The 26,465-nt window shown below is 38.3% G+C and carries 26 protein-coding genes; 20 read left to right on the top strand and 6 right to left on the bottom strand.

Annotated features, from left to right (window positions below):
• Positions 1 to 147 precede the first annotated feature (147 nt).
• Positions 148 to 729, bottom strand: coding sequence for a HutD/Ves family protein (locus PR799_RS12330; RefSeq protein WP_272522204.1), 582 nt, complete (start codon positions 727 to 729; stop codon positions 148 to 150).
• Positions 730 to 1,022: 293 nt separating this feature from the next.
• Entirely contained in the window at positions 1,023 to 1,583 is a 561-nt protein-coding gene (locus PR799_RS12325; protein WP_272522202.1) for a Spy/CpxP family protein refolding chaperone, read from the bottom strand.
• Between the two features lie 151 nt (positions 1,584 to 1,734).
• Here PR799_RS12325 and cpxR point away from each other — a divergent pair, with 151 nt between their 5' ends.
• The 18 genes from cpxR (at position 1,735) to PR799_RS12235 (ending at position 20,668) form a co-directional block, all read left to right on the top strand.
• A complete protein-coding gene (gene cpxR / locus PR799_RS12320; RefSeq protein WP_006660535.1) occupies positions 1,735 to 2,433 on the top strand; it encodes an envelope stress response regulator transcription factor CpxR in 699 nt (232 codons plus the stop codon).
• Complete coding sequence (cpxA, locus tag PR799_RS12315) at positions 2,430 to 3,800, top strand: envelope stress sensor histidine kinase CpxA (protein WP_036950809.1); 1,371 nt, start codon at positions 2,430 to 2,432, stop codon at positions 3,798 to 3,800. Before cpxR ends, cpxA begins: the two co-directional genes overlap by 4 nt.
• Positions 3,801 to 4,620: 820 nt before the next feature.
• Positions 4,621 to 5,952 carry an asparagine synthetase B family protein gene (locus PR799_RS12310; RefSeq protein ID WP_272522199.1) on the top strand — a complete coding sequence of 444 codons (1,332 nt, stop codon included), beginning with the start codon at positions 4,621 to 4,623 and terminating at the stop codon, positions 5,950 to 5,952.
• Positions 5,953 to 6,138: 186 nt separating this feature from the next.
• Positions 6,139 to 6,555: an adenylyltransferase/cytidyltransferase family protein gene (locus PR799_RS12305; RefSeq protein WP_179897462.1), complete on the top strand. Its 417-nt coding sequence runs from the start codon at positions 6,139 to 6,141 to the stop codon at positions 6,553 to 6,555.
• Positions 6,556 to 6,588: 33 nt separating this feature from the next.
• Positions 6,589 to 7,812: an oligosaccharide flippase family protein gene (locus PR799_RS12300; RefSeq protein WP_179897464.1), complete on the top strand. Its 1,224-nt coding sequence runs from the start codon at positions 6,589 to 6,591 to the stop codon at positions 7,810 to 7,812.
• A gap of 3 nt (positions 7,813 to 7,815) precedes the next feature.
• Positions 7,816 to 8,955: a CDP-glycerol glycerophosphotransferase family protein gene (locus PR799_RS12295; protein WP_179897466.1), complete on the top strand. Its 1,140-nt coding sequence runs from the start codon at positions 7,816 to 7,818 to the stop codon at positions 8,953 to 8,955.
• A 21-nt stretch (positions 8,956 to 8,976) separates the two neighbouring features.
• On the top strand, positions 8,977 to 10,071 hold the full coding sequence (locus PR799_RS12290; protein ID WP_228075616.1) for a glycosyltransferase family 4 protein: 1,095 nt from the start codon (positions 8,977 to 8,979) through the stop codon (positions 10,069 to 10,071).
• A 4-nt stretch (positions 10,072 to 10,075) separates the two neighbouring features.
• Positions 10,076 to 11,173, top strand: a complete 1,098-nt coding sequence (locus PR799_RS12285; RefSeq protein ID WP_179897470.1) for a glycosyltransferase — start codon at positions 10,076 to 10,078, stop codon at positions 11,171 to 11,173.
• A complete protein-coding gene (locus PR799_RS12280) occupies positions 11,160 to 12,302 on the top strand; it encodes a hypothetical protein (RefSeq protein ID WP_179897472.1) in 1,143 nt (380 codons plus the stop codon). Before PR799_RS12285 ends, PR799_RS12280 begins: the two co-directional genes overlap by 14 nt.
• The gene (locus tag PR799_RS12275; protein WP_179897474.1) at positions 12,299 to 13,336 is read left to right on the top strand and encodes a glycosyltransferase; all 1,038 of its coding nucleotides are present in this window, start codon (positions 12,299 to 12,301) and stop codon (positions 13,334 to 13,336) included. The genes PR799_RS12280 and PR799_RS12275 overlap by 4 nt, the downstream gene beginning before the upstream one ends.
• Before the next feature lie 6 nt (positions 13,337 to 13,342).
• Positions 13,343 to 14,290 (top strand): NAD-dependent epimerase/dehydratase family protein, encoded by a 948-nt coding sequence (locus tag PR799_RS12270; RefSeq protein ID WP_272522194.1) that lies wholly within the window; start codon positions 13,343 to 13,345, stop codon positions 14,288 to 14,290.
• 50 nt (positions 14,291 to 14,340) lie between these two features.
• Complete coding sequence (galE, locus tag PR799_RS12265; protein ID WP_272522192.1) at positions 14,341 to 15,366, top strand: UDP-glucose 4-epimerase GalE; 1,026 nt, start codon at positions 14,341 to 14,343, stop codon at positions 15,364 to 15,366.
• A gap of 336 nt (positions 15,367 to 15,702) precedes the next feature.
• Positions 15,703 to 16,851, top strand: a complete 1,149-nt coding sequence (locus PR799_RS12260) for a polysaccharide export protein (RefSeq protein WP_272522190.1) — start codon at positions 15,703 to 15,705, stop codon at positions 16,849 to 16,851.
• A 22-nt stretch (positions 16,852 to 16,873) separates the two neighbouring features.
• A complete protein-coding gene (locus PR799_RS12255; RefSeq protein ID WP_272522244.1) occupies positions 16,874 to 17,302 on the top strand; it encodes an arsenate reductase/protein-tyrosine-phosphatase family protein in 429 nt (142 codons plus the stop codon).
• Between the two features lie 48 nt (positions 17,303 to 17,350).
• On the top strand, positions 17,351 to 19,432 hold the full coding sequence (locus tag PR799_RS12250; protein ID WP_272522189.1) for a polysaccharide biosynthesis tyrosine autokinase: 2,082 nt from the start codon (positions 17,351 to 17,353) through the stop codon (positions 19,430 to 19,432).
• Positions 19,433 to 19,553: 121 nt separating this feature from the next.
• Positions 19,554 to 20,057, top strand: a complete 504-nt coding sequence (gene trmL, locus PR799_RS12245; protein ID WP_006660558.1) for a tRNA (uridine(34)/cytosine(34)/5-carboxymethylaminomethyluridine(34)-2'-O)-methyltransferase TrmL — start codon at positions 19,554 to 19,556, stop codon at positions 20,055 to 20,057.
• 103 nt (positions 20,058 to 20,160) lie between these two features.
• Positions 20,161 to 20,415: a type II toxin-antitoxin system Phd/YefM family antitoxin gene (locus PR799_RS12240; protein ID WP_006663215.1), complete on the top strand. Its 255-nt coding sequence runs from the start codon at positions 20,161 to 20,163 to the stop codon at positions 20,413 to 20,415.
• Positions 20,408 to 20,668, top strand: coding sequence for a Txe/YoeB family addiction module toxin (locus PR799_RS12235; protein WP_006663216.1), 261 nt, complete (start codon positions 20,408 to 20,410; stop codon positions 20,666 to 20,668). Before PR799_RS12240 ends, PR799_RS12235 begins: the two co-directional genes overlap by 8 nt.
• A 6-nt stretch (positions 20,669 to 20,674) precedes the next feature.
• Here the strand turns inward: PR799_RS12235 and cysE are convergent, their stop codons facing one another.
• The 4 genes from cysE to PR799_RS12215 form a co-directional block, all read right to left on the bottom strand.
• The gene (gene cysE, locus PR799_RS12230; RefSeq protein WP_036950776.1) at positions 20,675 to 21,496 is read right to left on the bottom strand and encodes a serine O-acetyltransferase; all 822 of its coding nucleotides are present in this window, start codon (positions 21,494 to 21,496) and stop codon (positions 20,675 to 20,677) included.
• 38 nt (positions 21,497 to 21,534) lie between these two features.
• Positions 21,535 to 22,563 carry an NAD(P)H-dependent glycerol-3-phosphate dehydrogenase gene (gene gpsA / locus PR799_RS12225; protein ID WP_108479153.1) on the bottom strand — a complete coding sequence of 343 codons (1,029 nt, stop codon included), beginning with the start codon at positions 22,561 to 22,563 and terminating at the stop codon, positions 21,535 to 21,537.
• 9 nt (positions 22,564 to 22,572) lie between these two features.
• Positions 22,573 to 23,040, bottom strand: coding sequence for a protein-export chaperone SecB (gene secB, locus PR799_RS12220; RefSeq protein ID WP_006660561.1), 468 nt, complete (start codon positions 23,038 to 23,040; stop codon positions 22,573 to 22,575).
• A gap of 74 nt (positions 23,041 to 23,114) precedes the next feature.
• On the bottom strand, positions 23,115 to 23,549 hold the full coding sequence (locus PR799_RS12215; protein ID WP_230085095.1) for a rhodanese-like domain-containing protein: 435 nt from the start codon (positions 23,547 to 23,549) through the stop codon (positions 23,115 to 23,117).
• Positions 23,550 to 23,985: 436 nt separating this feature from the next.
• On the opposite strand from PR799_RS12215, the gene envC reads away from it, so the two are divergent.
• Together envC and PR799_RS12205 are read left to right on the top strand one after the other, a co-directional pair.
• Entirely contained in the window at positions 23,986 to 25,278 is a 1,293-nt protein-coding gene (gene envC, locus PR799_RS12210; RefSeq protein ID WP_154601290.1) for a murein hydrolase activator EnvC, read from the top strand.
• Positions 25,279 to 25,367: 89 nt separating this feature from the next.
• The gene (locus PR799_RS12205) at positions 25,368 to 26,450 is read left to right on the top strand and encodes a divergent polysaccharide deacetylase family protein (RefSeq protein WP_272522188.1); all 1,083 of its coding nucleotides are present in this window, start codon (positions 25,368 to 25,370) and stop codon (positions 26,448 to 26,450) included.
• Positions 26,451 to 26,465 lie beyond the last annotated feature (15 nt).

Here is a 26,465-nt window from a genome sequence, read left to right as displayed (position 1 = left end):
ATAAGAATAAAGCCATTAAATAAGCAATCTATGAATTTGATAACAATTTTGTCCAAAGAGTGAAATTATCAGAATTATCCGCTAACTAAATAGTCGCGATTTGACTGAGTTAAATCACTCCAAAATGACTTAAATGGCTTTGTAGCGTTATCTTTCAAATAACTCAATCACACAAAAATCTCCATGATGCTCAGAAGAAGCAATATATTGCGCAGGGGAACCTGTTTTTTTGACCAATAGGGTTTCAAAATCATTTAAGACTGAGTGCTGCCCATCTATCTGCAACTCTAGCTTGCCTTGTAAGTTAAAAATTAGCACACAGTTTCCATTACTGATCCACGAGTTTGCCGACTCACAAGATACCCACTGCAGCCGAGCTGAATACTTTTCAGGGTTGTAAATCAAATTAAAATCGCGGATGGCTTCATTGATTAATTCGGCATACACATCACTTTCACCATTAAAGGCGTGAAATTGCTTTTGTAATAAAGAAACTGGCGGATTTTTATCTATCTGCAGCACAATCCCGGAGCCTTCCAGCACGCCAATGATGCGTTGTTTATTTGGGAAAAAAGAGAATGAGCCCGCGGATTTTACATCTGCAATCGACACCCGCCAGTCAAAGTTTTCTAACCCTTCCCCGTGACTTCTCGCGAGTTCTAACGTAAATCCTTGCCCATTTTTCCAAGGCATTTTTTTATAATCTTGAGCAGTAAGTTTCTGGATCATGGCGCAGTATGACCTCTTTGGATGTGTGAAAATCTATTTTGCAAGTGTTCAGAATAATCGTTGTAAATAAAGATAGTACGTGGAAAGTGAATGTATAGACAATCTAAAGTTGTCGTTAAATTGATAAATAAAAAAAAGCCCCTAAAAGGGGCTATAAAGACAGGGATGGTGTCTATGGCAAGGAAAAACTTCAGTTATTGCTACTTCACTACTTACTTCGAAACTCAACGATACAGCTTAGAAACTCAACTACAGGCTTTAAAAAACTCAACTACACTCACTACTAGGAATCTCTACTGCATAACTTGATATTCAGCGAATTTATGCTGATTAATTTGCTCAAGCTGCGCCTTTTGCTCTGGCGTCAGTAACTGGTAAAGCTCGTGATGGATACGAGCCATCTCAACGCGTTCATCCAGTTCTTTTTGCAATTGTTTCTCAAGTTGCGCTCGGACAGCTTTATCATCAAAGCGATCCGCTATAATAAGTTTGTGTAATGACTCACGTTCTTGTATTGAGTCAACATTTTCACTATGACGGTGGCGCTGGGTAGCCATCAAGTCACGAAGCTGTTGGCGCTGTTTCTCACTCAACGTGATACCATTAAACATAAATTCACTGGCACGTTCGTCGCTATTTAATGATTCAGGGATCTGAAACTGAATAGCAATATGTGTGGTTTGTAGTGGCTGGTCCGGTTGCATTTGAAGCACTAATGATGGTTCATCATTAACACTACTTTCAGATGCTTCACCAAACGCAGCGACTGGTCCGAAAACAAATGCAGAAGCTAAAACGTATGCGGCTGTTTTATGTACTGAACTGTGTTTTGTTCTGTGTACTATTCTTTGCATTTAGATACCTTGTCTCCGAACGATGCTCGTGATTCAATGGAGTTAAATATACGCGGTCGGCTGCAAACTAGCGTCAGAGCATGTAAAAGAACGTAAAGTCATGGAAACGTGAAGATTGTTATCGTATTTTGGCAGTTGGAGGACTTAATTAATGCATAAAATCCTATTAGTTGATGACGACCGTGAACTCACGTCGCTTTTAAAAGAACTGCTGGAAATGGAAGGTTTCAATGTTGTCATCGCTTATGACGGTGAGCAAGCATTACAGCAAATCGATTCATCCATTGACCTATTATTACTCGACGTCATGATGCCGAAGAAAAACGGTATTGAGACATTAAAAGAGTTACGCCAAATTCACCAAACGCCAGTCATTATGTTAACGGCGCGCGGCAGTGAATTAGATAAAGTGCTGGGCTTAGAGCTCGGCGCAGATGACTATTTACCAAAACCATTTAACGATAGGGAGTTAGTAGCGCGAATTCGTGCGTTACTGCGCCGCTCAAACTGGAGCGAGCAAACTCAAGGGGACAACAGCAACACCCCAACCTTACAAGTGGACAAATTACAGCTCAATCCGGGTCGTCAAGAAGCCAGCTTCGACAACGAAATCCTTGATTTAACTGGCACCGAGTTTACTTTGCTCTATCTATTAGCCCAGCATTTAGGGCAAGTGGTTTCGAGAGAACATTTAAGCCAAGAAGTGTTAGGCAAACGCCTCACACCATTTGACCGTGCGATTGATATGCATATTTCAAACTTGCGCCGCAAACTTCCAGAACGCACCGATGGTCAACCTTGGTTTAAAACCTTGCGTGGACGCGGTTACTTGATGGTTTCTGCCACATGATCAACAGCTTAACAGCTCGAATCTTTGCGATTTTCTGGTTTACCCTCGCACTAGTCTTAATGCTAGTGCTGATGGTGCCCAAGCTTGACTCTCGGCAGCTCACCGTCCTAATGGAAAGTGAGCAACGCCAAGGGGAGATGCTTGAGCAACATATCGAAGCCGAACTCGCGCAAGCTCCAATGAACGACCTACTTTGGTGGCGACGGATTTCCAACGCCATCAAAAAATGGGCGCCCCCAGGGCAACGGCTGATTATCGTGACCAGTGAAGGCCGCGTGATTGGTGCGATGCCGAGTGAAATGCAGGTGATCCGCAACTTTATTGGGCAATCTGATAATGCCGACCATCCGAAGAAGAAAAAGTACGGACGCGCAGAAATTTTGGGTCCATTTTCTATTCGAGACGGTGAAGATCACTACCAACTCTATTTAGTTCGCCCTGCTAGCAGCCCGCAGTCAGACTTTATTAACCTCTTGTTTGACCGACCATTTTTACTCTTGATTGCCACCATGTTAATCAGTGCACCGTTGCTATTATGGCTATCATGGAGCTTGGCTCGACCTGCCCGTAAATTAAAAATGGCGGCGGACGATGTGGCAAAAGGTAACTTGCGCCCACACCCTGAGCTTGAATCTGGCCCCCAAGAATTCTTATCAACGGGTAACAGTTTTAACCAGATGATCAGTGCGTTAGATGGCATGGTCACTGCCCAGCAGCGATTGATTTCTGACATTTCTCACGAGCTGCGCACCCCACTCACACGATTACAGCTAGCGACGGCATTATTACGCCGCCGTCATGGTGAGAGTAAAGAGCTGGAGCGTATCGAAACAGAGACTCACCGTTTAGATAGTATGATCAATGACTTGCTGGTGCTCTCTCGCAGTCAGCATAAAAATGAAATTCTTCGCGAACACATCAAAGCCGATGAGTTATGGGGAGATATTCTGGATGATGCAAGCTTCGAAGCGGAGCAGATGAACAAAACATTGGATGTCACGTCACACCCAGGTTCATGGCCGTTGTATTGCAATCCATCCGCCATTGGCAGCGCGTTTGAAAACATCGTGCGTAACGCACTTCGCTATTCAAACACCCATATTGCGGTTGATTTCAAAGAAGAAAATAACGGTATTTTGATTACTGTCGACGATGATGGCCCGGGTGTTAGCCCTGCTGACCGCGAGCATATCTTCCGACCTTTCTATCGCACCGATGAAGCTCGCGACAGAGAAACCGGCGGTACAGGGCTTGGCTTAGCGATTGTTGAAACTGCGATTTCCCAACATAAAGGCTGGGTAAAAGCTGACGACAGCCCGCTAGGTGGACTACGTCTACAGATTTGGCTGCCAGAACACGGCCGTTAATCTTGCATGATAAAGGTCTTTGGTACCCATGTGCCAAAGGCCTTTTTATATATCAGCCATATATTCCTATCTTATTTCGCCTAATATTCCCTACCAAACTCAACCTAGCTGATAATTAACTTATTCATATTCACAAACAGTGATGAAATTAGTGTCTCAAACATTGTGTGATATTTGCCTATACGCGTTTACCACATATACTTGTAAGTAAGAAATAGCTCAGACAATTCTTATAAACATTATATTTCAGTGATTACCTCGTTATTCGAGTAATTACCTTTTTCTACACTACATGTGCGTGTTCTATTTATATATTAATAACATACATCAAGTTACTGCTGTGATTATCATTATTTTTTATACTATCGAGCCGTATGTATGCTTTTTCTTGACCATCAGGTTATCCACTAAGTATAGATACCATCCAAAGTAATACACCGCCAAATGTGAAATTAATAATTTTTGATAGAGGTATATTCTAATAAGTCACTTAATGGTTTCAAGATGGTGATCAAAAGATTACAGGCAATGTAGCGATTTTTAGGCGCCTCACACCGATAGTCACTCCGATACTTTAGTGCTATTATTAAGGGCTTTTGATTGATTGCGCTTACGGCACAAGTCAACCTATATGGGAAGGTTATCATAAGCAGTGTTTATTAATTGAGCGATTTTGTAAAAAATGCAGTATTTTCAATTAATAAACACTAAATTTTGAAATTCAATGGCGCTCTGGGACCCGATAACCCAGTGCGGTAGCTATGGGTTTTTATACTCAAAATATATTGCGACTCTATTTAAGATAACAAAGGCAAAAATAATGTGTGGATTTTTTATTTCAAATCATTCTTCAATAAATAAGCAGCATGAAAAAATTTTAGAAAGCACATTACGATTTAGAGGTCCTGACGGCTCTTCTGGAATCATTAATAATGGTGATTGGCGCGCTTATCATGCCCGACTCTCAATTATAGACCTAGAGTCAGGAGTTAACCAACCAGTTAAAGATCTTAATGGAGGATTCCTTGTATTTAATGGCGAAATATTAAACTACAAAGAATTAGGATATAAATATTTTGACCGAGAATTTAAAAGTGATACGTTGTTATTAAGCGAACTAATTGTAAATAAAAAATTATCTTTAAACGAATTAGATGGTTTTTTTGCATTTGTTTATATAAATAAAAATAATGAAATTGAATACGCGGCTAGAGACCGATTTGGCGTGAAGCCGCTATTTTTCTATAAAGATAGTAATAGTTACAGTTTTTCTTCCGAACCCAACACACTTAAACAAATTTTTAATCTAAAAGTTAATCTTGATAGTATTGAAGAATACAGAGCGACAAGAGCTCCTATTTTTAGTGGGTCATACTTTGATGGAATATCTCAAGTTAGCCCCGGAGAATGCTTAATAAATGGATATTATTTTCAAGCCTCTGAATATTTAAAAGAAGATTACTGTGAGATATCAAAAGAGGAACTTCTAGCAGCAGTAACCAAGGGACTTAATTCTAGAAAAATTTCAGATGCACCGATTGGATTACTTTTAAGTAAAGGTATCGATAGTAATCTATTAAAAGCTATCGGGAAATTTGATCGTTATTATTCAATCGGATTTGAAGGTGATGCTGATATATCATATCTACAATCAAAAAAGATTGAAAACTTGAAAATAGCAATATGCACACCAGAGGAATATCTCTCTGATTTTAATTATCTTTTAAATTTAAGAGGAGAACCACTTTCTGTTCCTAATGAAGTACTTTTATATCAAATATCTAAAATCGCGGCAAAAGATGGTATTAAAGTATTACTTTCTGGGGAAGGTGCCGATGAATTTTTTGCTGGATATGACCGAATTTTCAAATGGGCAAGTGAAGCAACTAATTTTAATCTAGATATATTTTTAGATATGTATTGCTATATTAAACCAGAGAAAAAATCAAAACTATATAATATATTTGAACAGCTATTTTCTAATATAGAAATAATTAATCCCTTCGAAAAAGTGCGATGGTTTTTCATTAGATATCATATGCCAGTTCTTTTTAGACGACTCGACTTTGCTTTAATGGCAGCTGGTGTAGAGGGAAGAGAGCCACTTGCTAATCAGCATATATTTATGCCTAGCTGTAAAATGCAGCGCTAAATCTTTAATGAGTCAAACTCTTGGTAAGGTTCCATTAAGAGAGCTACTCAGTGAGTATTTAGGGCACGACTTTGCATATGAGAAAAAGGTTGGATTCCCTGTAAATTTAAGTGCTATTTTTACAAATCATGATAATTTAAGCTCATATGAATTATGGTTTAATGAAAACTTAAAGGTATTACAAAAATGATTATTGGGTATACTAGTGGCGTCTATGATTTGTTTCATGTTGGACATGTTAATATTTTAAGAAATGCTAAATCTATGTGCGATAAGTTAATTGTTGGTGTTACTGTTGATGAATTAGTTTCTTATAAAGGAAAACAACCAGTAATTCCATATCATGAAAGAATTGAAGTAGTAAGAGCCTGTCGTTATGTTGATGTTGCTATTCCACAAAATAATATGGATAAAGCTGCTGCTGCAAAAAAATGTCAAGCTTCCTATCTTTTTGTAGGTGACGACTGGTATGCAACCGAGAAATGGCAGCAACATGAAAATGAATTAGCAGAGGTTGGTTGTAAAGTTATTTACTTCCCATATACACAAGGCACGTCAAGTACATTAATCAATACAACATTGAAAAATCTCAGAAAAAAATAACATTGATAACATATAAAGCTAAGCATATTAATAATGAACCGAATCTATACAAATATACTTTCTCTAACATTGATTCAACTTTTTAATTATATATCGCCATTACTTGCATTACCTTATTTGAGTAGAACATTAAATATTGATGGATTCGGATTATTAATGTTATCAATGTCCATAATATCCATATGCTTAGTAGTCTCAGATTTTGGATTTAATTTATCCTCTACATATTGGATAGCAAGGAATAGAGAGGACAAAATAAAAGTTTCAAAACATATTGGTGCAGTATTTATTATTAAATTTTTATTAATAACGTTATTGCTTATAACACTATCATTTTATATCCTAGAGATTACAACCCTACCCATTAAAAATAAAGAAAACTACTTATTAACATTGTCCTTAATTATTATATTTCAATCATTTCAACCAACTTGGTTTTTTCAAGGTATTGAACGGATGTTCAATATAACTATATTCATGGCATTCTCTAAATTAAGCTATGTTTTGCTAGTTTTTTTATTTGTGAGAAGAAATGATGATATCGATGTTACACTGTATTGCCTGTTAGCATCCAACTTAGTGGGGGTTATTCTTAGTGTTATTTCGATTTACTTAAATAAATATAGTATTAAGCTTCCTTCTTTCGATGATATAACCAAAACATTAAAGAATAGTTATACATACTTTTTATCACGAGCATCAGTCATTATATATACATCCGCAAGTACCTTCATTGTTGGTAGCTATTCAGGGCTTTATCAGGCAGCTTTATTTTCTAGTTCAGAGAAATTGTATCAAGCAGGGCAGAGCATTACATCCCCTGTAAGTCAAGCTATATTTCCACACATTGCAAGAACTGGTGAAAAGAATATATTATACAAGTTTATAGCAATAATATTATTACCACTCACAGCATTATGCTTTTTTTGTTTATTTTTTTCAGAGGATATAATAACTATCTTCTATGGTGAAGAATATCGTGATGCTAGTAAAATTTTAAATATATTTATAATTTGTACAGTAATCAATTTTTTAGGTGTAAATTTCGGTTACCCTGCATTTGCAGCACTAAATAGACTAGATATACCTAATAAAACTACAGTACTAGGATGCCTATTTCAATTAATCAGCTTGGTCATACTCTACCAATTAAATAATATAACAGCCTATTCTGTTGCTTGTTCTATTTTGATAACAGAAACAATAGTCATGCTAACTAGAATTTTTTTCTTTTTGAAATTAAAAGACTCCAAATAAATTATGTTGAAAAATATAACCTTGTTACTCATTAAAATACTTAATGCTATTTCAATAAAAAAAAATATAATCCTATTTTATAGTACTCCAGACTTATCTGATAATGCTTTAGCATATTATTATCATATCAAAGAAAATAAGAAATGGCGTTGTATTTGGGTCATCAAAGATATTGAATATACTAAAAAAGTAATGCTATCAGAAGAAATAAAAAACCTAGAATATATAAAAATAAACTCAATAAAAGAAATTTACTATTCCCTTATATCAAAGATACATATCAACACACACGGTTCTGGCTACAAAAAATTCAAATTGTCTAAGTTTCCAATAGTTGTTTCATTGTGGCATGGTAGCCCTATAAAAAAAATAGGAAGAGATATTAATGAAACTATATGCCAACAAGATATATTGATCTCTGGAGCTGATTATTTTATTCCATTCATGCAAAGCAGTATAGCATCATCTTCATGTGAAATAATCACAACAGGGCTTCCTAGAAATGACTGGATAACTAAAAATCTTTCATCTACAACAATAATTGATAAAAAAAACATGAAAGACTTTATAATATGGATGCCTACATTTTTTAAATCAAAAAATAGCTCATCACGTGAAAAGTCATTTAATGATGGTGAAATTAATGACGGATATATTAGTTTTCTACCATTATCAAGATTCAAAGAGTTGAACAGTGTTCTTTCCCAGTTAGAACTAATCATCTATATTAAATTACACCCTTATGATATTTTAAATGACTGGGATTTTTCTTCATTCAATTGTGAAAATATTAAAGTAATTAAATATGATGATTTTAATTTCATCGGAAGCAAACTTTATTCTATGTTATCAAGCTCGTCTGGGTTAATAAGTGATGTTTCATCTGTTATTTTTGACTATGTATATACATCGAAGCCAATAGGCATTGATACCTACTCCAGCCAGAAATATTTGAGGCCACTATATTTTAGCATTCAAGAATCCGAATTAAATACGTTCAAAATAAATAACTTCGATTCATTATTTAACTTCCTTCACTATGTAAGAGAAAATGAGCACAAAAAAACAAAATCCATATATGCCCATTACTCTGATACAACATTTTGTAGTAATGTTGAAAAAATAATAAATGAAAAATTTTAATTAATAAGGTATAGCGTGAACATGCTTAAAATTTGTTTTTTCATTGGAAACTTAAACAATTCAGGTGGGACTGAAAGGATAACATCTGTTATAGCTAATGAATTAACCAAGAAAAACTATAATGTGTCAATTCTAAACTTAAGTGGTGGAGAGAAACCTTTTTTTGATTTAAATGAAGGCGTAAAAATATTTCAATTACATGCTAAAAAACATAGTGCCCTTATTCAACTCCCAATGACCATTTTTAAATTAAGGCGTTTCCTAAAACTTAATAAGTTTGATGCTATTATTGATGTCGATACAATGCTATCAATATATACTATACCTGCAAAATTAGGAATACATGAAACTAAGCACTATAGTTGGGAGCATTTTAATTATAATGTGACACTGGGAAAATCATCCAGGAAAAAAATTCGAAATATTGCTGCGTATTATGCAGACATGATTATCACCTTAACTGAAAAAGACAAATCTTATTGGATGGAAAATACTACAGTAAAAAACATTTGTGTTATTCCAAACCCAATAACTATAAACCCCAACAATCCCCATCATAGGAATCTATTTCCAAGAGAAAAAATAATCCTTGCTGTTGGGCGATTAACTCATCAAAAGGGTTTTGATATGTTAATTTCATCATGGGAGATTATTAGCAAGCAATATCCGAATTGGAAACTAAGAATTGTAGGTTCTGGTGAAGATGAAATTAAACTAAAAAATATGATAATGGAGTTATCTTTAAATTCTTCAGTACAAATAGTCCCTAATACCTCTAATATTTTATCAGAATACTATACTGCCTCATATTTTGTTTTAAGCTCTAGATTTGAAGGCTTTGGGTTGGTTATATTAGAAGCTCAAGCATGTGGATTACCAGTCATTTCTTTTGATTGTGACGCAGGTCCAAGAGAAATAATTCAACATGATAAATCCGGATGGATATGTAAACCTAATGATATAGAAGAGCTGTCATTACATATGAAAAATGCCATTCAATTAATAGAGTCAGATTTTGATAGCTATAAACACATTCAAGAAAATTCAATAATGAATTCCAATAGATTTTCTATAGAAAATATATTACCCCTTTGGATAGAATTACTGAGAAAATAGTAAGATGAAGATTGTTTTTATAACAACAGGCTTAGGAATGGGTGGCGCGGAAAAACAACTTTGCAGCCTTGCTGATGAATATGTAAAAAAAGGACATTTTGTACATATTATATCCCTAACAGATACATTAATTATCAAACCACAAAAATCTGAAGTTAAAATTGATTGCTTAAATTTGAAAAAATCTTTCATCAGTTTTATTAATGCTTATCGTTTAGCTCGAAAGATAATAAAAAGAATCAGGCCTGATGTTGTGCATAGTCATATGATTCACGCCAATATATTCGCTAGGCTATTACGTATATCCACCCCAATTAAGTTTTTAGTATCAACTATGCACAATAAAAATGAGGGTGGTAAACTAAGAATGTTATCATATCGACTCACTGATTTTCTAACCGATTTATCAACTAACGTAAGTCAAGAGGCAGTTGATGAGTTTCTAGAAAAGAAAGCCGTAACACTGAATAAAGTTCGAGTGCAATATAACGGAATTGATACAAAAAAATTTAAATTCTCTCAGAACTCTAGAACTAAAATTAGAGATAAATTAAATATTACTGATAATGATATTGTATTTCTATCTGTCGGTCGATTAACAAAAGCAAAAGACTACCCTAATCTACTAGTTGCTTTTTCTCATGTTAAAGCTACCTACTCAAATATAAAAATTTTAATTATTGGTGATGGTGAATTGAAGGGAGAGCTTCAATACTTAACTAAAAAATTAAACCTTGAGAACAATGTATTATTTTTAGGTTTAAAAAATAATGTTCATGATTGGATGTCTGCATGTGATTTTTTTGTTCTTTCATCTGAATGGGAAGGTTTTGGATTAGTTGTAGCTGAAGCGATGTCATGCGAAAGGATAACTATAGCAACTGACAGTGGTGGAGTTAAAGAGGTATTAGGTAATAATGGTTTTCTAGTGCCAATTAAAGATAGTGGGCAACTTTCTACCGCTGTATTAAAAGCTATATCAATGCCAGACATAGATAAAGAAAACCTCAAAAAATTAGCAAGAAAACACATCGAAGATAACTTTTCTATTGAAAAAATAGTCTCTAATTGGATTGAAATATATTCGAATGAAAAAAAATAAAATCAACCCAGAAAGTAATAAATCTTCTGAAGTATGGTTATTGAGTAGTATATTGCTTTTTTTTTCTATTATATTGCCATCACCAATAGTTATTTATGGCACTCAACTTGTATTTCTTGGTTTTATTTCTATATTTATTTTTTTAGTTCATAATTCTGCAAGCCTTAAAGGTTTAACAATTACATTATTATTGGTTTCTTTCATTTTTGTCTGGACTGCCATACAGTCCAATTTTTTACTGCATCAAGAATTAATTTGGTTACAAACAATTCGAGTATGTTTTTGGATTCTTTGCGTCTATTTCATATATACGAAAATATCGAAATTTAGCACTAATGTTTACATAAAATCGATGAAAATCGTAATATTTATTCTATCTCTTTCCGTTATAATTCAATTCTTATCACATTATTTATTTAATATTAACATTGATTATTCTAGAATGTTAGGTGGTGTTGATTCTAGAACATCTTATTCTAATGGAACATTTCGTCCATCCGGGTTAACAGCTGAGCCATCAATTATATCCGGCATTATAGTTTCTCTATTAACAGTTTATTACCTTATAAAACCAAAGTTGGATTTTTATTATTTCTTGGGTGCAACAAGTTGTTTCTTAACTTTATCAACACTTGGGATAATATTAATATCTTCGTTTTTGATAATCGTTTTATTTAAAAGAAATAATCTTCTTGTTTTTATGTTATTTCTATTTCCTTTATTGTTAATCTCCATACCGGAAATTTCAGCACGCTACGATGCATTTCAATCTGGTCTTGATTCTAGTAATAATATTAAATTTGAAATAATCAAAAACCTTCTCTCATCAGAGCATCTTCTATACCTAGGTTATGGATTAACTGGAAAAAGCATATCTGCACCTTCATTTTACGAAGCTTTATATGACCTTACTATATTTGGTTCATTTTTTATAATTTTTGGAATTCCAATAGGGATTTTATTGACTGTCGGTTTCTTGGCTTTCTTAATTTACCTTAATTTTAGTTTAAAGGAAAAAACACTAATTTTATTATGCTTTATAAAAATATCTTCTCCCACTTTTATTTTTTTTAATTTGTTTATTATTTTAATAGTAATAATTTCAAAAAAAAACACATCTAAGACATGAATAAAAAAATAGCTATTGTAATTACAAAATCTGAAATTGGTGGTGCTCAAACATGGGTACTAGAGTTATATAACATATTAAAGTCTACTTTTGATGTATATTTAATAACATCAGAAAAAGGCTGGCTAACAAGCCACTTCCCTATTGAAAACACATTCATTCTTCCTGAATTAGTAAGTACTAAAAAACCATCTTGCATTTTTAAAATATCAAGAATCTTGAAAAAAAACAGCATTGACACTGTTATATCGAACTCAGCCAATGCAGGCTTATATGCTCGCCTAGCAAAATTATTAAAACCTCACAATCATATATATGTCTCTCATGGTTGGTCCTGCATATATAATGGAGGGAGATTTAAAAATATCTTCTGTTGGATTGAAAAGTCATTATCATTGATGTCAAATACAATTCTTTGTGTTTCCGAGCAAGATAAAAAAAATGCTATTAATATCATCGGGATCAGTGAAAATAAAATCTCTGTTATAAAAAACAGAATTTCTCCACTAAGAAGAAAAGAAAAAGTAAATAGTAGACTAAAAGCTCTTTTTGTAGGGAGGATGGTGCACCCTAAACGAGCTGATTTATTTATTGAAGCAGCGAAAAAAACACCGTCTGTAGATTTTTATCTAGTTGGTGATGGACCTCTGCTTGAAAATTTGAAATCACAACACTCCGATAAACATGAAAATATATTCTTCTTAGGCGAAATTAATAATTTTGATGCTTATTATGATTTTGACATCTTCGTTCTTTGTTCCGACAGCGAAGGATTACCAATGTCAGCCATAGAAGCAGGCTCCGCCGGCTTACCATTAATTTTAAGTAATGTCGGTGGGTGTTCTGAACTTATATATCCTTCCGATAATAAGAGTAATGGATTATTAGTGAATAATGATGTGGACAGTTTACTTAAGGCATTGACAAAAATATCAGAAAACTACTTAGCCTATTATGATTGTGCACAAAATACGCGACATCAATTTAATATTGAATCTGTCGCACATGAATACATCAAATTAGTTCAAGGATAATAATTAATGCTAACTATCATCGGTGGTTCCGGTTTTATCGGAACACGTCTGTCAAACCAATTAAAATCTCAAAATATCGATTTCAAAATTGTTGATATTGAAAAAAGTGAAGCCCACCCTGAAAAATGGGAATTTGGTGATGTCACCAAACCTGAAACGCTTATCGAGCCGCTGAAAGGTAGCGATGTTATTATTAACCTATCAGCAAAACATAAAGATAACGTTCACCCTATTAGCCTTTACTATGAAGTGAACGTTGATGGTGCCAAAAACGTCTGTGATGTCGCTGAACAATTGGGTATCAAACATATTGTTTTCACTTCATCGGTTGCTGTTTATGGCTTCGTTGAAAAAGAAACCGGGGAAGATGGCGAATATCATCCATTTAACCACTACGGTAAATCTAAGTTAGAAGCTGAATACGTTTACGATGCATGGCAGGCAAAATCTGCGAACAACGTCTTAGTCACGATTCGTCCAACCGTTGTATTTGGTGAAAATAACCGTGGTAACGTTTATAACCTATTCCGTCAAATTGCGTCTGGTCGGTTCTTAATGATCGGTTCGGGTAATAACCAAAAATCTATGGCTTACGTGGAAAATATTGCAGCGTTTATTACGTTCGCAACCACCTTCACGGAAGGAAAGCATGTATTCAATTACATCGATAAGCCTGATTTTACAATGAACGAATTAACAACGGTCATTTGCGGTGCCCTTAATAAGCCAAAATCTAATATCCGCATTCCATATCCAGTTGGAATTTTAGGTGGCTACTGTTTTGATGTGCTTTCTAAACTGACGGGCAAAGAATTCCCAGTAAGTAGTATTCGTGTGAAAAAATTCTGTGCTCGTACACAATTTAAATCCAATTACATTGGAAATACCTCTTTTGTTCCACCTGTTACTTTGGAACAAGGTATCGCCAATACTGTGCAATATGAGTTTAAATAAAACCCGTTTTTCATAATCTCAATTTTGGAATATACAGACAGGATGCAACCATGAGCAGTTCTTGCGTATTAGTCACCGGCGGTCTTGGCTATATTGGTAGCCATACCTGTGTGCAAATGATCCAGCAAGGTATTCAGCCGATCATTTTAGATAACCTCCATAACGCCAACCTTGAGGTGCTTAATCGCATTGAAACTATCACGGGAACTAAACCGACGTTTTATCAAGGTGATGTACGTGACAAAAGCATTTTGGACACCATTTTTGCTCAGCATTCCATTAGCTCAGTGATCCACTTTGCGGGTTTAAAAGCGGTGGGTGAATCTGTTCAAAAACCGATTGAATACTATGACGTTAACGTAAATGGCACCTTAGTGTTAGTGCAAAGTATGCGTCAGGCGGGTGTTAAAAGCTTAATTTTTAGCTCATCAGCAACGGTATATGGTGACCCTGAAGAAGTTCCTCTGACTGAGAATTCCAAAGTTGGTGGTACCACCAACCCATATGGCACCAGTAAGTATATGGTAGAACAAATACTGACTGACCTGCATATCGCAGAAAGCGAATGGTCTTTGACCTTATTGCGTTACTTCAACCCTGTCGGCGCTCATCAGTCAGGCTTAATTGGTGAAGATCCACAAGGCACACCTAATAACCTAGCGCCATATGTCGCTCAAGTTGCAGTCGGTCGCCATAAAGAAGTTATGGTATTCGGTAATGACTACCCGACTCCAGATGGCACAGGGGTTCGCGACTATATCCACGTTATGGATTTAGCCGATGGACACATTGCAGCATTAACACATACCAGCCAAAAATCAGGATTACATATTTATAATCTTGGAACAGGGAAAGGCACTAGTGTGCTAGAAATGATCGCTGCATTTGGAAAAGCGGCTAATAAGCCAATTCCATATAAAATTGTTGCGAGAAGACCAGGGGATATCGCTGAATGTTGGTCTAGCCCTGAAAAAGCGCTCAACGATTTAAAATGGAAAGCTCAATATTCCGTGCAAGATATGGTTGATGATAGCTGGCGCTGGCAATCTATGAACCCCAACGGCTATCAAAGCTAAATCATTCTTGATATAGCATCAATTAGGCGAGCCTCTAGCTCGCCTTTTTATTTTTCATTTTTTATTCCCTCAAACTCTATTCTCACCACACTATTAACCTACTTACTCCCTGACTCGCGCTTTACCTCCCCCTATAGCCTTACCCTCTCTTATTCACAAAATATCCACCTCATCAATATCATTTTTTATTTTATTATATTTTAATATAACATCGATTTTTGGATGAATTATTTGGTTTTTTATTTAAAACTAAATTATTATCCCGAATAAACTTTGTGTTGTGTAACTTCGATCACTAAAAATTACCATTATCCATCCTGATTTAGGGCTATTATCATGTTCAGTAAATACCTCATTACTATCACAATGAGCATCCTAGTTTCTGGGTGTCATCTCACGCCGGGAACCTATATTTCCACATCAGGAAAAAGGACTATTGATACTGGTAAGCAGAATATCAACCAACTTGTGGATATTTACCCTATCTCCCCTAAACTGCTAAGCGAAATGCAGGTTGCTCCCGTGATCGCCAAATCTAATCCACAGCTTGAAGAACAGCTAGCCGGTTATGACTATCGTGTTGGTGTGGGGGATGTGCTGGCGATTACCGTATGGAATCACCCTGAACTCACTATCCCTGCGGGCTCCTATCGCAGCGCCGCCGATTCAGGAAATTGGGTTCACTCAGATGGCACCATTTATTATCCCTATATTGGAAAAGTCTCCGTTCTCGGTAAAACAATCAATGAAATCAGGAAATTAGTAAGTACCCGACTTGCTGCCTACCTTGAAACACCACAAATCGATGTCAGCATTGCTGCCTTTCGCTCACAAAAAATCTATGTGTCTGGCGAAGTTACCAAGCCGGGTTCCTTACCCATCACCAATGTCCCTCTCACTATTTTGGAAGCCTTTAATACCGCAGGCGGGTTAACCGAAAAGGCGGACTGGGACAATGTGATCCTCACCCGCGGAGGGAAAGAGATAAAAATCTCGCTGCAATCGTTAATCCAATATGGTGATTTAACCCAAAACTATTTAATGCTATCCGGCGATGTTCTCTATGTTCCCCGTAATGATGCGCAAAAAGTTTTTGTGATGGGAGAAGTGGGGCAACCATCAACGTTGACTATCGACCGTGCAGGGATGAGCATCACTGAAGCGCTAAGTAAAGCTAATGGACTCAGCCAAACTACCGCGAGTGCGACAGGGATTTTTGTCATCCGGTCAACGCATAAAACCGCACCAACGGCGGGTTCTGAAGACGAACAATCCCTTACCAAAATGGCAGCAATTTATCAGCTCGACCTCTCCGATGCGACGTCACTCGTGATGGGAACTGAATTTAAATTACAACCTTATGACCTTGTTTATGTGACAGCGGCGCCCATTGTTCAGTGGAACCGTTTAATCACCCAATTACTGCCAACCATCGCCTCATACAACCAGCTTGCCGAAGGGACTAAGCGTATTTATGCATGGTAATTTTATTTTTAATCAAACACTTATGTTCAATAACATTCTTATCGTGTGCATGGGGAACATCTGCCGCTCACCCACTGCGGAGCGTTTAATGCAGGGGCTTTTCCCCAAAAAAAGGATCCACTCCGCTGGCCTGATTGCGCTGGAAAATCAACGGGCTGATGCTCAAGCTCGCTATATAGCAAAAAGCCATCACCTCTCTTTGGAGGCGAATCGTTCTCGTCGTTTGACCCGGCATTTATGCCAGATGGCGGATTTGATCCTCGTAATGGAAAACAGCCATACCCAAAAACTTTATCAACAGTTTCCGCAAACCCGAGGCAAAGTCATGCTATTTGGTGAATGGCTGAATAAAACCGAAATCCCAGATCCTTATAAACATAGCGAGGAGATGTTTGAGCATGTTTATCAGCTTATGGAAAAAGCCGCTGGCTCATGGCAAGGAAAGATTTAGCTTCTATTTAAACTTATTTAAAAACTAACCCTATGAACCATTATTTATATGAACAATACAGAAAAAAAATATTCACCGAACACCGATGAAATCGACTTACTCGCTATATTAAAAACCCTGAAATCTAACACGCTAACGATAGCGGCGTTTACTATTGTCGCCATTTTAAGTGCCGGAGTGTATTGCTGGTTCGCTTCTCCTATTTACCAAGCAAATGCCACATTGCAGTACGATAAGGTCAACCAAGCATCACTATTAGAAAAAATGAATGATGGGATGCTTTTTGGCGGCAATAATGGGCAAATCGATTCAGAAATTGAAGTCATTAAATCCAGAATGGTGCTAGGCAAAACCGTGTCAGATTTGAATCTCGATATTCAGATTTTGCCTTCAAAGATATTCTCCAAATTTCTGAGTGATGCGGCTATTGTTCATATTGCAGAGTATCAACTCCCCCCAGATTTAATCGGTCAACCCGCCACGTTAACCTTTTTAAATGATCGCCAATATACGTTGGCTTTTGCCGACCAAATTTATCATGGGCAAATTGGCACCATGTTAAAGCAAGGGGAAATTCACTTATTGATTGATTCATATATCGCTCAAGGTGGGGAAAAACTGACCTTAATAAAAAAAGATCGTTATTCTGCTATCGAAAATTTGCGACGCCGTCTCAGTATGAATGAAGCCAGTAAAGGCTCTGGCATCATTAACTTAATAGTGAAAGGAACAAATCAGCGAGAAAACATCGAGATTTTGGATAATGTTATTCAAAATTATATTAACCAGAATAGAGCGCATAGAAAGCAAGCTACAAACAACACATTGATTTTTTTAGATAACTACATACCAAAAGTAAAAAATAAGCTCGACCATTATGAAAATCAGTTAAATACGTTTCGTAAACAAAATGAGTCTATTGACCTAACGCTAGAGGCCAAATCCGCACTTGAGAGTGCACTGCATATAGAAGAAAAGCTAAATGAGCTTACTTTTAAAGAAGTGGAGCTTCAACAACGATATACCCGTAGCCACCCGACTTATCAATCCTTACTCGATCAACGTCAAAAATTATTACTCGAGAAAGAAAAAGCCAGCAAAAATATCCAACAACTGCCAAACACCCAACAGCAAATTATTCGTTTAACTCGCGATGTGGAATCCGAGCAAGCTATTTATAATCAGTTGGTGACCAAGCAGCGCGAACTCAGTGTACTAAATTCAGGGATCACTGCCGATGTGCGAATTATTGACTCTGCGGAATCTTACCCCGTGGCCATCGCCCCTAAAAAAAGCTTAATCATGATGCTGGCCTCTTTATTGGGTCTCGTGATGGGCTGCGCCTTTGTGATCGGAAAAGAGTTTCTCAACAATAAAATTAAGAGCACGGAAGATCTCGAGGCGCTGGACCTTCGTGTTTATGCCACTGTGCCATTCTCGTTGGATGAAAAAAAATCACGGTATCGCGAGAGTAAAAAGCCCCTATCCATTGAAAATCCAGCAGATATGGCAATAGAATCCATTCGTTCATTAAGAACAAGCGTCTATTTCTCCGTGATGAATCAAGACAATAATATTGTGATGGTGACAAGTGCATCCCCAAATGTAGGAAAAAGTTTTATTACTGCAAATATGGCTGTCGTCCTCGCCAATGCAGGTAAAAAAATTCTGCTTATCGATACCGATTTACGCAAAGGACATATTCATAAAACATTTGGGTTAGACAATAAATCTGGGCTTTCAGAATTCTTATCTCAACACGGCGGGGATTCCATCTCAAAACATCAACAAGTTATTGAGAATTTGGATATTATCAGTCGAGGGAAAAGCACTACGCACTCTTCAGAACTGCTGATGAGCGAGCAATTTAAGCATTTATTAGACTCCGTTAAACATCAATATGACATGGTTCTACTGGATACGGCGCCCATTTTTGCGATTACCGATCCGGCTATCATCGGGAAATATGCTGGTACATCACTTTTAGTTGCCTATTATGGCGTGAATACCGTGAAAGAAATTGAGCGCGCACTTAAACATTTCAAGCAAAATAATATTGAAATCACGGGTGCCATTCTTAATGGCATTGATGAAAAATCTGATGACTATAGCTATGTTTATCAGTATTAATGGAATGGCGAGCCATCCGCTCGCCTTTCACTCCCACTGCCACACAACTAATGCATCTTTCCAAATTTGCGCGTAAACTCTGCATCATCTTTTTTCATCCCGACCAATAGCCGTTAACGTTATGCCACATATTGTTTTATTCGAACCTGAAATCCCACCCAATACTGGGAATATCATCCGCTTATGCGCTAATACAGGCTTTAGCCTGCACCTGATCCATCCCCTCGGTTTTACTTGGGATGACAAACGCTTACGCCGTGCAGGGCTAGATTACAGCGAGTTTGCGGATATCAAACATCACCATGACTATTACGCATTCTTAGAAAGTGAAGGGTTAAATCCTGATAATAATCAATCGCCAACAGGCGCTCGTGTGTTTGCGCTAACCACCAAAGGCAAACCAAGCCACAGCAATGTGAGCTATCGGGAAGATGATTATTTGATGTTTGGACCAGAAACCCGCGGCTTACCGCCTTATGTTCTCGATAATATGCCAATCGAGCAGAAAATTCGTATCCCGATGCTGGCAGAAAGCCGCAGTATGAACCTGTCTAACTCGGTCGCCGTTGTGGTTTTCGAAACTTGGCGCCAGCTTGGATATCCGGGTGCGCTACTGAAAGACTAGTTTAGTTTGCTTATGCCGTTTGCTAGATTTAGAACAAATCTTGAACATCTTTTAAGTTGCTGCTAGACTTGTACAATAAATAGTACAATACAGGTATCATACAATGAAAACCATTTCCTTTAGTGATGCTAGAAGCAATTTGAAAGCTGTGCTTGATAGAGTTGTTGATGATATGGATACGACGATTATAACCCGCCGTGATTCTGAAGCGGCGGTAGTCATGTCCTTGGAATACTACAATAGTTTAATGGAAACTATTTATTTATTGCGCTCTCCTGCAAATGCAGAGCATCTCAACAAGTCTATCGAGCAATTTAAAGCGGGTAAAATTTCAGAGAGAAAACTCATCAATGAGTAGGCTTCTAACATGGACAGATCAAGCTTGGGAAGATTATCTATACTGGCAAAACCAAGATAAAAAGACATTAAAGCGGATCAATAAACTCATTGAAGACACGAAAAGAACGCCATTCAGCGGTATAGGTAAACCAGAGCCACTAAAAGAAAACTTAGCTGGCTTCTGGTCTCGTAGAATAGATGAAACAAATAGGCTAGTTTATGCAATCGAAAATACCGCACTAGTCATCATTGCCTGTCGCTATCATTACTAACTTTATTTAAATCCCATCTCCGCCTTCAAAACCATCAACGTTACCATTAAAGTTTTGATCCATCTCCAGCGATGGCTTATCGCTTGTTGGCTTACCAACAATACGCGCAGGAACTCCCGCCACTGTGGTATGAGGAGGAACTGGGTGCAACACCACGGAGCCCGCTCCAATTTTTGCGCCGCGACCAATTTCAATATTGCCCAGAATTTTAGCACCAGCGCCAATCATCACCCCTTCACGTACTTTAGGATGACGGTCGCCACAGGTTTTACCGGTACCGCCTAATGTAACAGACTGAAGAATAGACACATCATTTTCGACAATCGCCGTCTCACCAATCACAATCCCAGTCGCGTGGTCGAGCATAATCCCACAACCAATACGAGCAGCAGGGTGAATATCGACCCCAAAAGAGACCGAAATTTGGTTTTGCAGATAAACGGCCAATGCTTTACGCCCTTCACCCCATAACCAATGCCCAATACGATAGGCTTGTAGGGCGTGAAAACCTTTCAAATACAGCAGTGGCGTGGAATATTTATCAACCGCAGGGTCACGTAAACGGACAGCAGAAAGATCCATCGCCGCAGAGAAAATCATCTGCTCATCATTACGATAGGCTTCTTCCACAATTTCGCGGACTTCCATTGCGGGCATAATTGGCGAACTCAACTTATTCGCCAACATATAGCTAAGCGCACTACCGAGGTTGTCATGCTTCAGTAATGTCGCGTTAAAAAAACTGGCAAGTAAAGGCTCACAGTCAGCAAGCGCCTTGGCTTCTTCCTTAATGTAACCCCAAATTCTATCCAGTTCTTCACGCGACATAATGGCTCTCTTCTATATTATTATTAGCTTGATTATTATTAGCTTGGTAATTTAGGCATATCTGCAATTTCGTCTTTAGTTGCGCGCCCAAGCAAGGCTTGGGAGGCTTCTAACACATTTTTATTGCAGTAGAGAATTTGATAAATCTGTTCTGTGATTGGCATTTCAACACCGGCACGCTCCGCAAGGGCTTTCACCTCTTTGGTATTGCGATAACCTTCAACCACTTGACCAATCTCTTTTTCCGCCTCTTCCACACTGACACCATTGCCCAGCATCATGCCGAAACGGCGGTTACGAGATTGGTTGTCAGTGCAGGTTAACACTAGGTCGCCAAGTCCTGCCATACCCATAAATGTGGATGGATCCGCGCCCAGTGATACACCTAAGCGGCTCATTTCAGCTAAGCCTCGGGTGATCAATGCCGTACGTGCGTTTGCGCCAAAGCCCATACCATCAGAGATCCCAGCGCCAATCGCGATAACGTTTTTCACTGCGCCACCGAGCTGCACACCAATCATGTCAGGGTTTTTATAGACGCGGAAACTTTTGCCACAATGGAATAATTTTTGTAAATCATCACCAAATTGGCTGTCGGATGCGGCGACTGAAATAGCAGTAGGAAGACCTGCCGCAAGCTCTTTTGCGAAAGTAGGCCCAGAAAGCACCGCCAGAGGAATTTCGTTTCCTAATACCTCACGCGCTACATCTTGCAACAAACGCCCAGTATCTCTCTCTAACCCTTTGGTTGCCCAAATAATGCGGGAGCCCGCTTTTAGATACGGTTTGATTTGTTTGAGTACATCACCAAATACATGGCTAGGTACCACAATCAAGATATTCAGGCTCGCTTCAACGGCGCTTTTTAAGTCCGTTTCGAGAGATAAACTATCAGGGAAAGAAACACCAGGTAAAAATGCCTGATTGCTACGTTCTTGGTTTAATTTACGGATGTGTGCTGGATCATGCCCCCACAACACCACCTGATGGCCATTACGTGCAAGGGTAATGGCTAAAGCGGTGCCGTACGAGCCGGCACCGATCACTGTCATTGAAGCAGTATTCATTAAGCGACCTTATTGAACTTCAGGGTTCTGCGCTTGTTCACCTTGTTGCTGCTGTAAGTAATTCATGAACAGTGCATCAAAGTTAACTGGCGCTAAGTTCAATTGTGGGAAAGTACCACGGCCCACCATGTTCGTGATAGTTTCACGCGCATATGGGAACAGGATGTTCGGGCAGTATGCACCTAAGCAATGTGCCATTTGAGTACCTTCGATACCATCAATGGAGAACACACCCGCTTGTTGAACTTCACACAGAAATGCAGTTTCTTCGCCCAGAGTTGCGGTAGTTGTCACACGCAGAACAACCTCATACACGCCTTCAGCTAGCTGAGTTGAAGAAGTATCTAAATCTAATTTGATCTCTGGCTGCCACTCTTTTTGAAAGATTTGAGGTGCATTAGGTGCTTCAAATGAAACGTCTTTTGCATAGATACGTTGAATTTGAAATACCATTTCTGAGTTGTTTTGTTCTGACATAATAATTACCTTACTTCCATATTAGAGTTTCGAGATATATTCAGTTGCCGGCACATCTTTTCAGTGCCGGATAATTACTTCTTACCACGAGCCAGTGGTAGGTTTTCACCCGCCCAACCAGCGATCCCTTCTTTCAGGACAAAGACTTTTTCAAAGCCATGATGAGCAAGCTGTTCTGCAGGTTTAGTTGCTTCCATTCCACTTGCAGAAACCATAATCACAGATTTCTGTTTATGTTTTTCCAGCTCACCCAAATTATTATCTTTAATTTCAGATGGTGTTAAGTTAATAGAATCAATAATATGCCCTTTGCGGAACTCTTCGCGAGTACGTAAGTCCACAACGACTGCTTCTTCTTTATTGATCATTGTAATCGCTTGAGTGCGCGCAATGACTTTAGTTTTAGAGAATAGGCTTCTGAAGGTCATCACGACCACGGCAACAAATAACACTATCCAAGTCAGACTAACAAACGTGTTACGACCGACAAATTGCATGATTTCTTGGATCATGGGGGGCAATTACTCCCGTTAGTTAAAAACGAATATCAAAGGGTTCAGAGTATACCTTTGTGCTGAGCTAATTACAGCCAGTTAGCGCAAACTAGAAGGTCTTTTTTGCGAAAACACTCGCAGAATTAACACCTTTTTTCTGAAAAAAAGAATTTTTTCTCAAAGCTGTACGCAGGCATTTTAACATAAACATGCTCAGACTCGACTTTGACGCTAAATTAATTCCCATCTAAATAGAAAAAAGTCCCCTAACTCTAGCTATACAGTAAAATTCAGCGATAATACGCCTATAATTTGACTTAGTATCAAATGGCATAATAGCAATATTCTTAATTTTTAAGCGTTTTTATGACTATTTTTAAGAGAACACTGGAAAGCACGACTTGCAGATGAAATAATCAGTTATTGCATTTAATTGAGGTGATCTATCACAATGGCCCATACATCCCATCGAATAAAGACATTTTTTGTTCGTCAGGCAATGATCCCTGCCCTGCTTGGTTTGGGGTTATTCACTTTGGCGCCTTCTCACGTCGCGCTCGCGAATCAGATCACCGAAAATAAAGGTCAATTAAATGACCTGCTAAAAAGTATTGCTGAAAAAGAAAAAAGCGTTAAAGAACAGCAAACTAAAAAAAGTAATCTCCTTTTGCAACTCAAAGAGCAAGAACAAAGTATTTCTGCAGCAAGCCGTGATTTGCACCTAACACAAAACCAATTAAAACAGCTAGATAAAGAAATCTCCGCCTTATCTAGCAATATCAGTCGACTGCAAAAGAAAAAAAATGAACAAGAAAAATTGCTTGCTGAGCAGTTAGATGCCGCATTCCGACTTGGTAAACACCAAGGTTTATCGCTACTCTTAAAGGGTGAAGAAGGCCAACGGGAAGAGCGAATTCTTGCTTATTATGGCTACCTCAACCAAGCCCGTGAAAAAAACATTCTTGATCTAGAAGAAACGACCAAAGAGTTGCACGAACAGAAACAATTAGAACAAAAAAAGCAAGCTGAGCAAAAAACAACGCTCACACGCCAACAACAAGAAAAGCAAAAGCTCGATAATGCGCAAGCGTCACGGCAAAAAACCTTAACCGTATTAGAAAGCGCATTAAAAGAAGATCAAAAAAACCTCGCGGTCTTAAAACAGAACGAAGCCAGATTACGCGACAAAATTGCTAAAGCAGAACGTGAAGCTAAAGCGCGCGCTGAACGCGAAGCGCGTGAAGCCGCGCGAATTCGTGCTCAAGTAGCTGAAAAAGAACGAAAAGCCAAACAGAAAGGCGCCACGTATAAGCCATCTGAAAGTGAGCAATCACTGATGTCTCGAACAGGCGGTTTAGGTCGTCCTGCAGGTCAAGCTATTTGGCCAGTTCGTGGTTCTACCCTGCATAATTATGGGGATGTGATCTCCAGCGAATTACGCTGGAAAGGGATGGTTATTGCGGCGAATGAAGGCACCCAAGTTAAGGCTATTGCGGATGGTCGCGTATTACTCGCTGACTGGCTTCAAGGCTATGGTTTAGTTGTTGTCGTTGAACATGGTAAAGGGGATATGAGCCTATACGGCTATAACCAAAGTGCGCTGGTAAATGTGGGACAAGAAGTCCGCGCAGGCCAACCAATTGCGTTAGTGGGAAGCAGTGGCGGTCAAGAACGCCCAGCTCTTTACTTTGAAATTCGCCGACAAGGTAAGACCGTTAACCCTCGTCCATGGTTAGGAAGGTAGCCCGACAATCTTTCACACTGCCTATAAATGCTAGGTTTTCAAAAGCTAAGTTTTCAAATGCTAAGCTACAAAACGTTAGGAAAATAATTATGTTAAGACACTCGCCGATGAAATCACTGATTAGCCTACTCCTTATTATGGTCGGCGCTCAGGCGAGTGCCGCTAAGCTCGCCATTGTCATTGATGATTTCGGTTACCGAGCCAAAGAAGATAATCAAATCCTAGCGTTACCGGCCGCCATCAGTATTGCGATTTTACCTAACTCACCTCATGGCGCTGAAGTTGCGGCAACCGCCTATCAGCAAGGGCGGGATATTTTAATCCATATGCCCATGAAACCATTGAGCAAACAACCTCTTGAAAAAGATACTTTGGCACCCTCGATGAGTGCTGAAGAAGTTGATCGCATCATCAAAAATGCCATTAGTCGAGTTCCTCATGCCAAAGGAATGAATAACCATATGGGCAGCGAGATGACCTCCAGTCTGTCAGGAATGCGCAATGTGATGCGCTCGCTGTCGCAATCGAACCTCTTTTTCTTAGATAGCGTCACGATTGGCAATACACAGGCATTGAATGCCGCTAAAGAATTCGGCGTTCCCTCAACGAAGCGCAATATTTTTATCGATAATCACCAATCTGAAGAAGAAACTCGTACACAGTTGAATAGAGCCATTGCTTACGCGCGTAAACATGGCAGCGCGGTGGCTATTGGTCACCCGCATCCATCAACTGTACGCGCCTTACAAAAATTTATTCCATTAGTTCCTGCGGATGTTGAACTTGTTCCTGTCAGTACACTGGTTGGCTATCAGCCAGCAACTGGCGAACCACGCAAAACTCTCAGAATGCAGCCTGAAGGCGTTAATCCTACTCTGCCAGTGATAAAGCCCGAGACCAAAACGCCAAGCAAATCAGAGGTAAAACCTCATGAAGTGGCTAAAACGACGGCAGATTCTGATGATGCTACGCCAACTCTTGCAGAGCCAGAACTGACCAACGACGCTACGGAACAACCTGAGAAAACAGTCAGTCCCGCAGAGTTAGGTATATGCGATATCGAACTGCCATCAACCCGCCTGCAAGGCATTGAGCTACTCATGTTTGTGGTCGAGGCAATTTATCAAGATAAAACCCTACAGCCCCTAATTACAGAAAAGAAAATGCCATAGCGGGTAAGGCTAAAA

The sequence above is a fragment of the Providencia sp. PROV202 genome, assembly GCF_028479565.1.
Taxonomy (GTDB): Bacteria; Pseudomonadota; Gammaproteobacteria; order Enterobacterales; family Enterobacteriaceae; genus Providencia; species Providencia zhijiangensis.
This window is presented reverse-complemented; position numbering and strand designations above follow the sequence as displayed.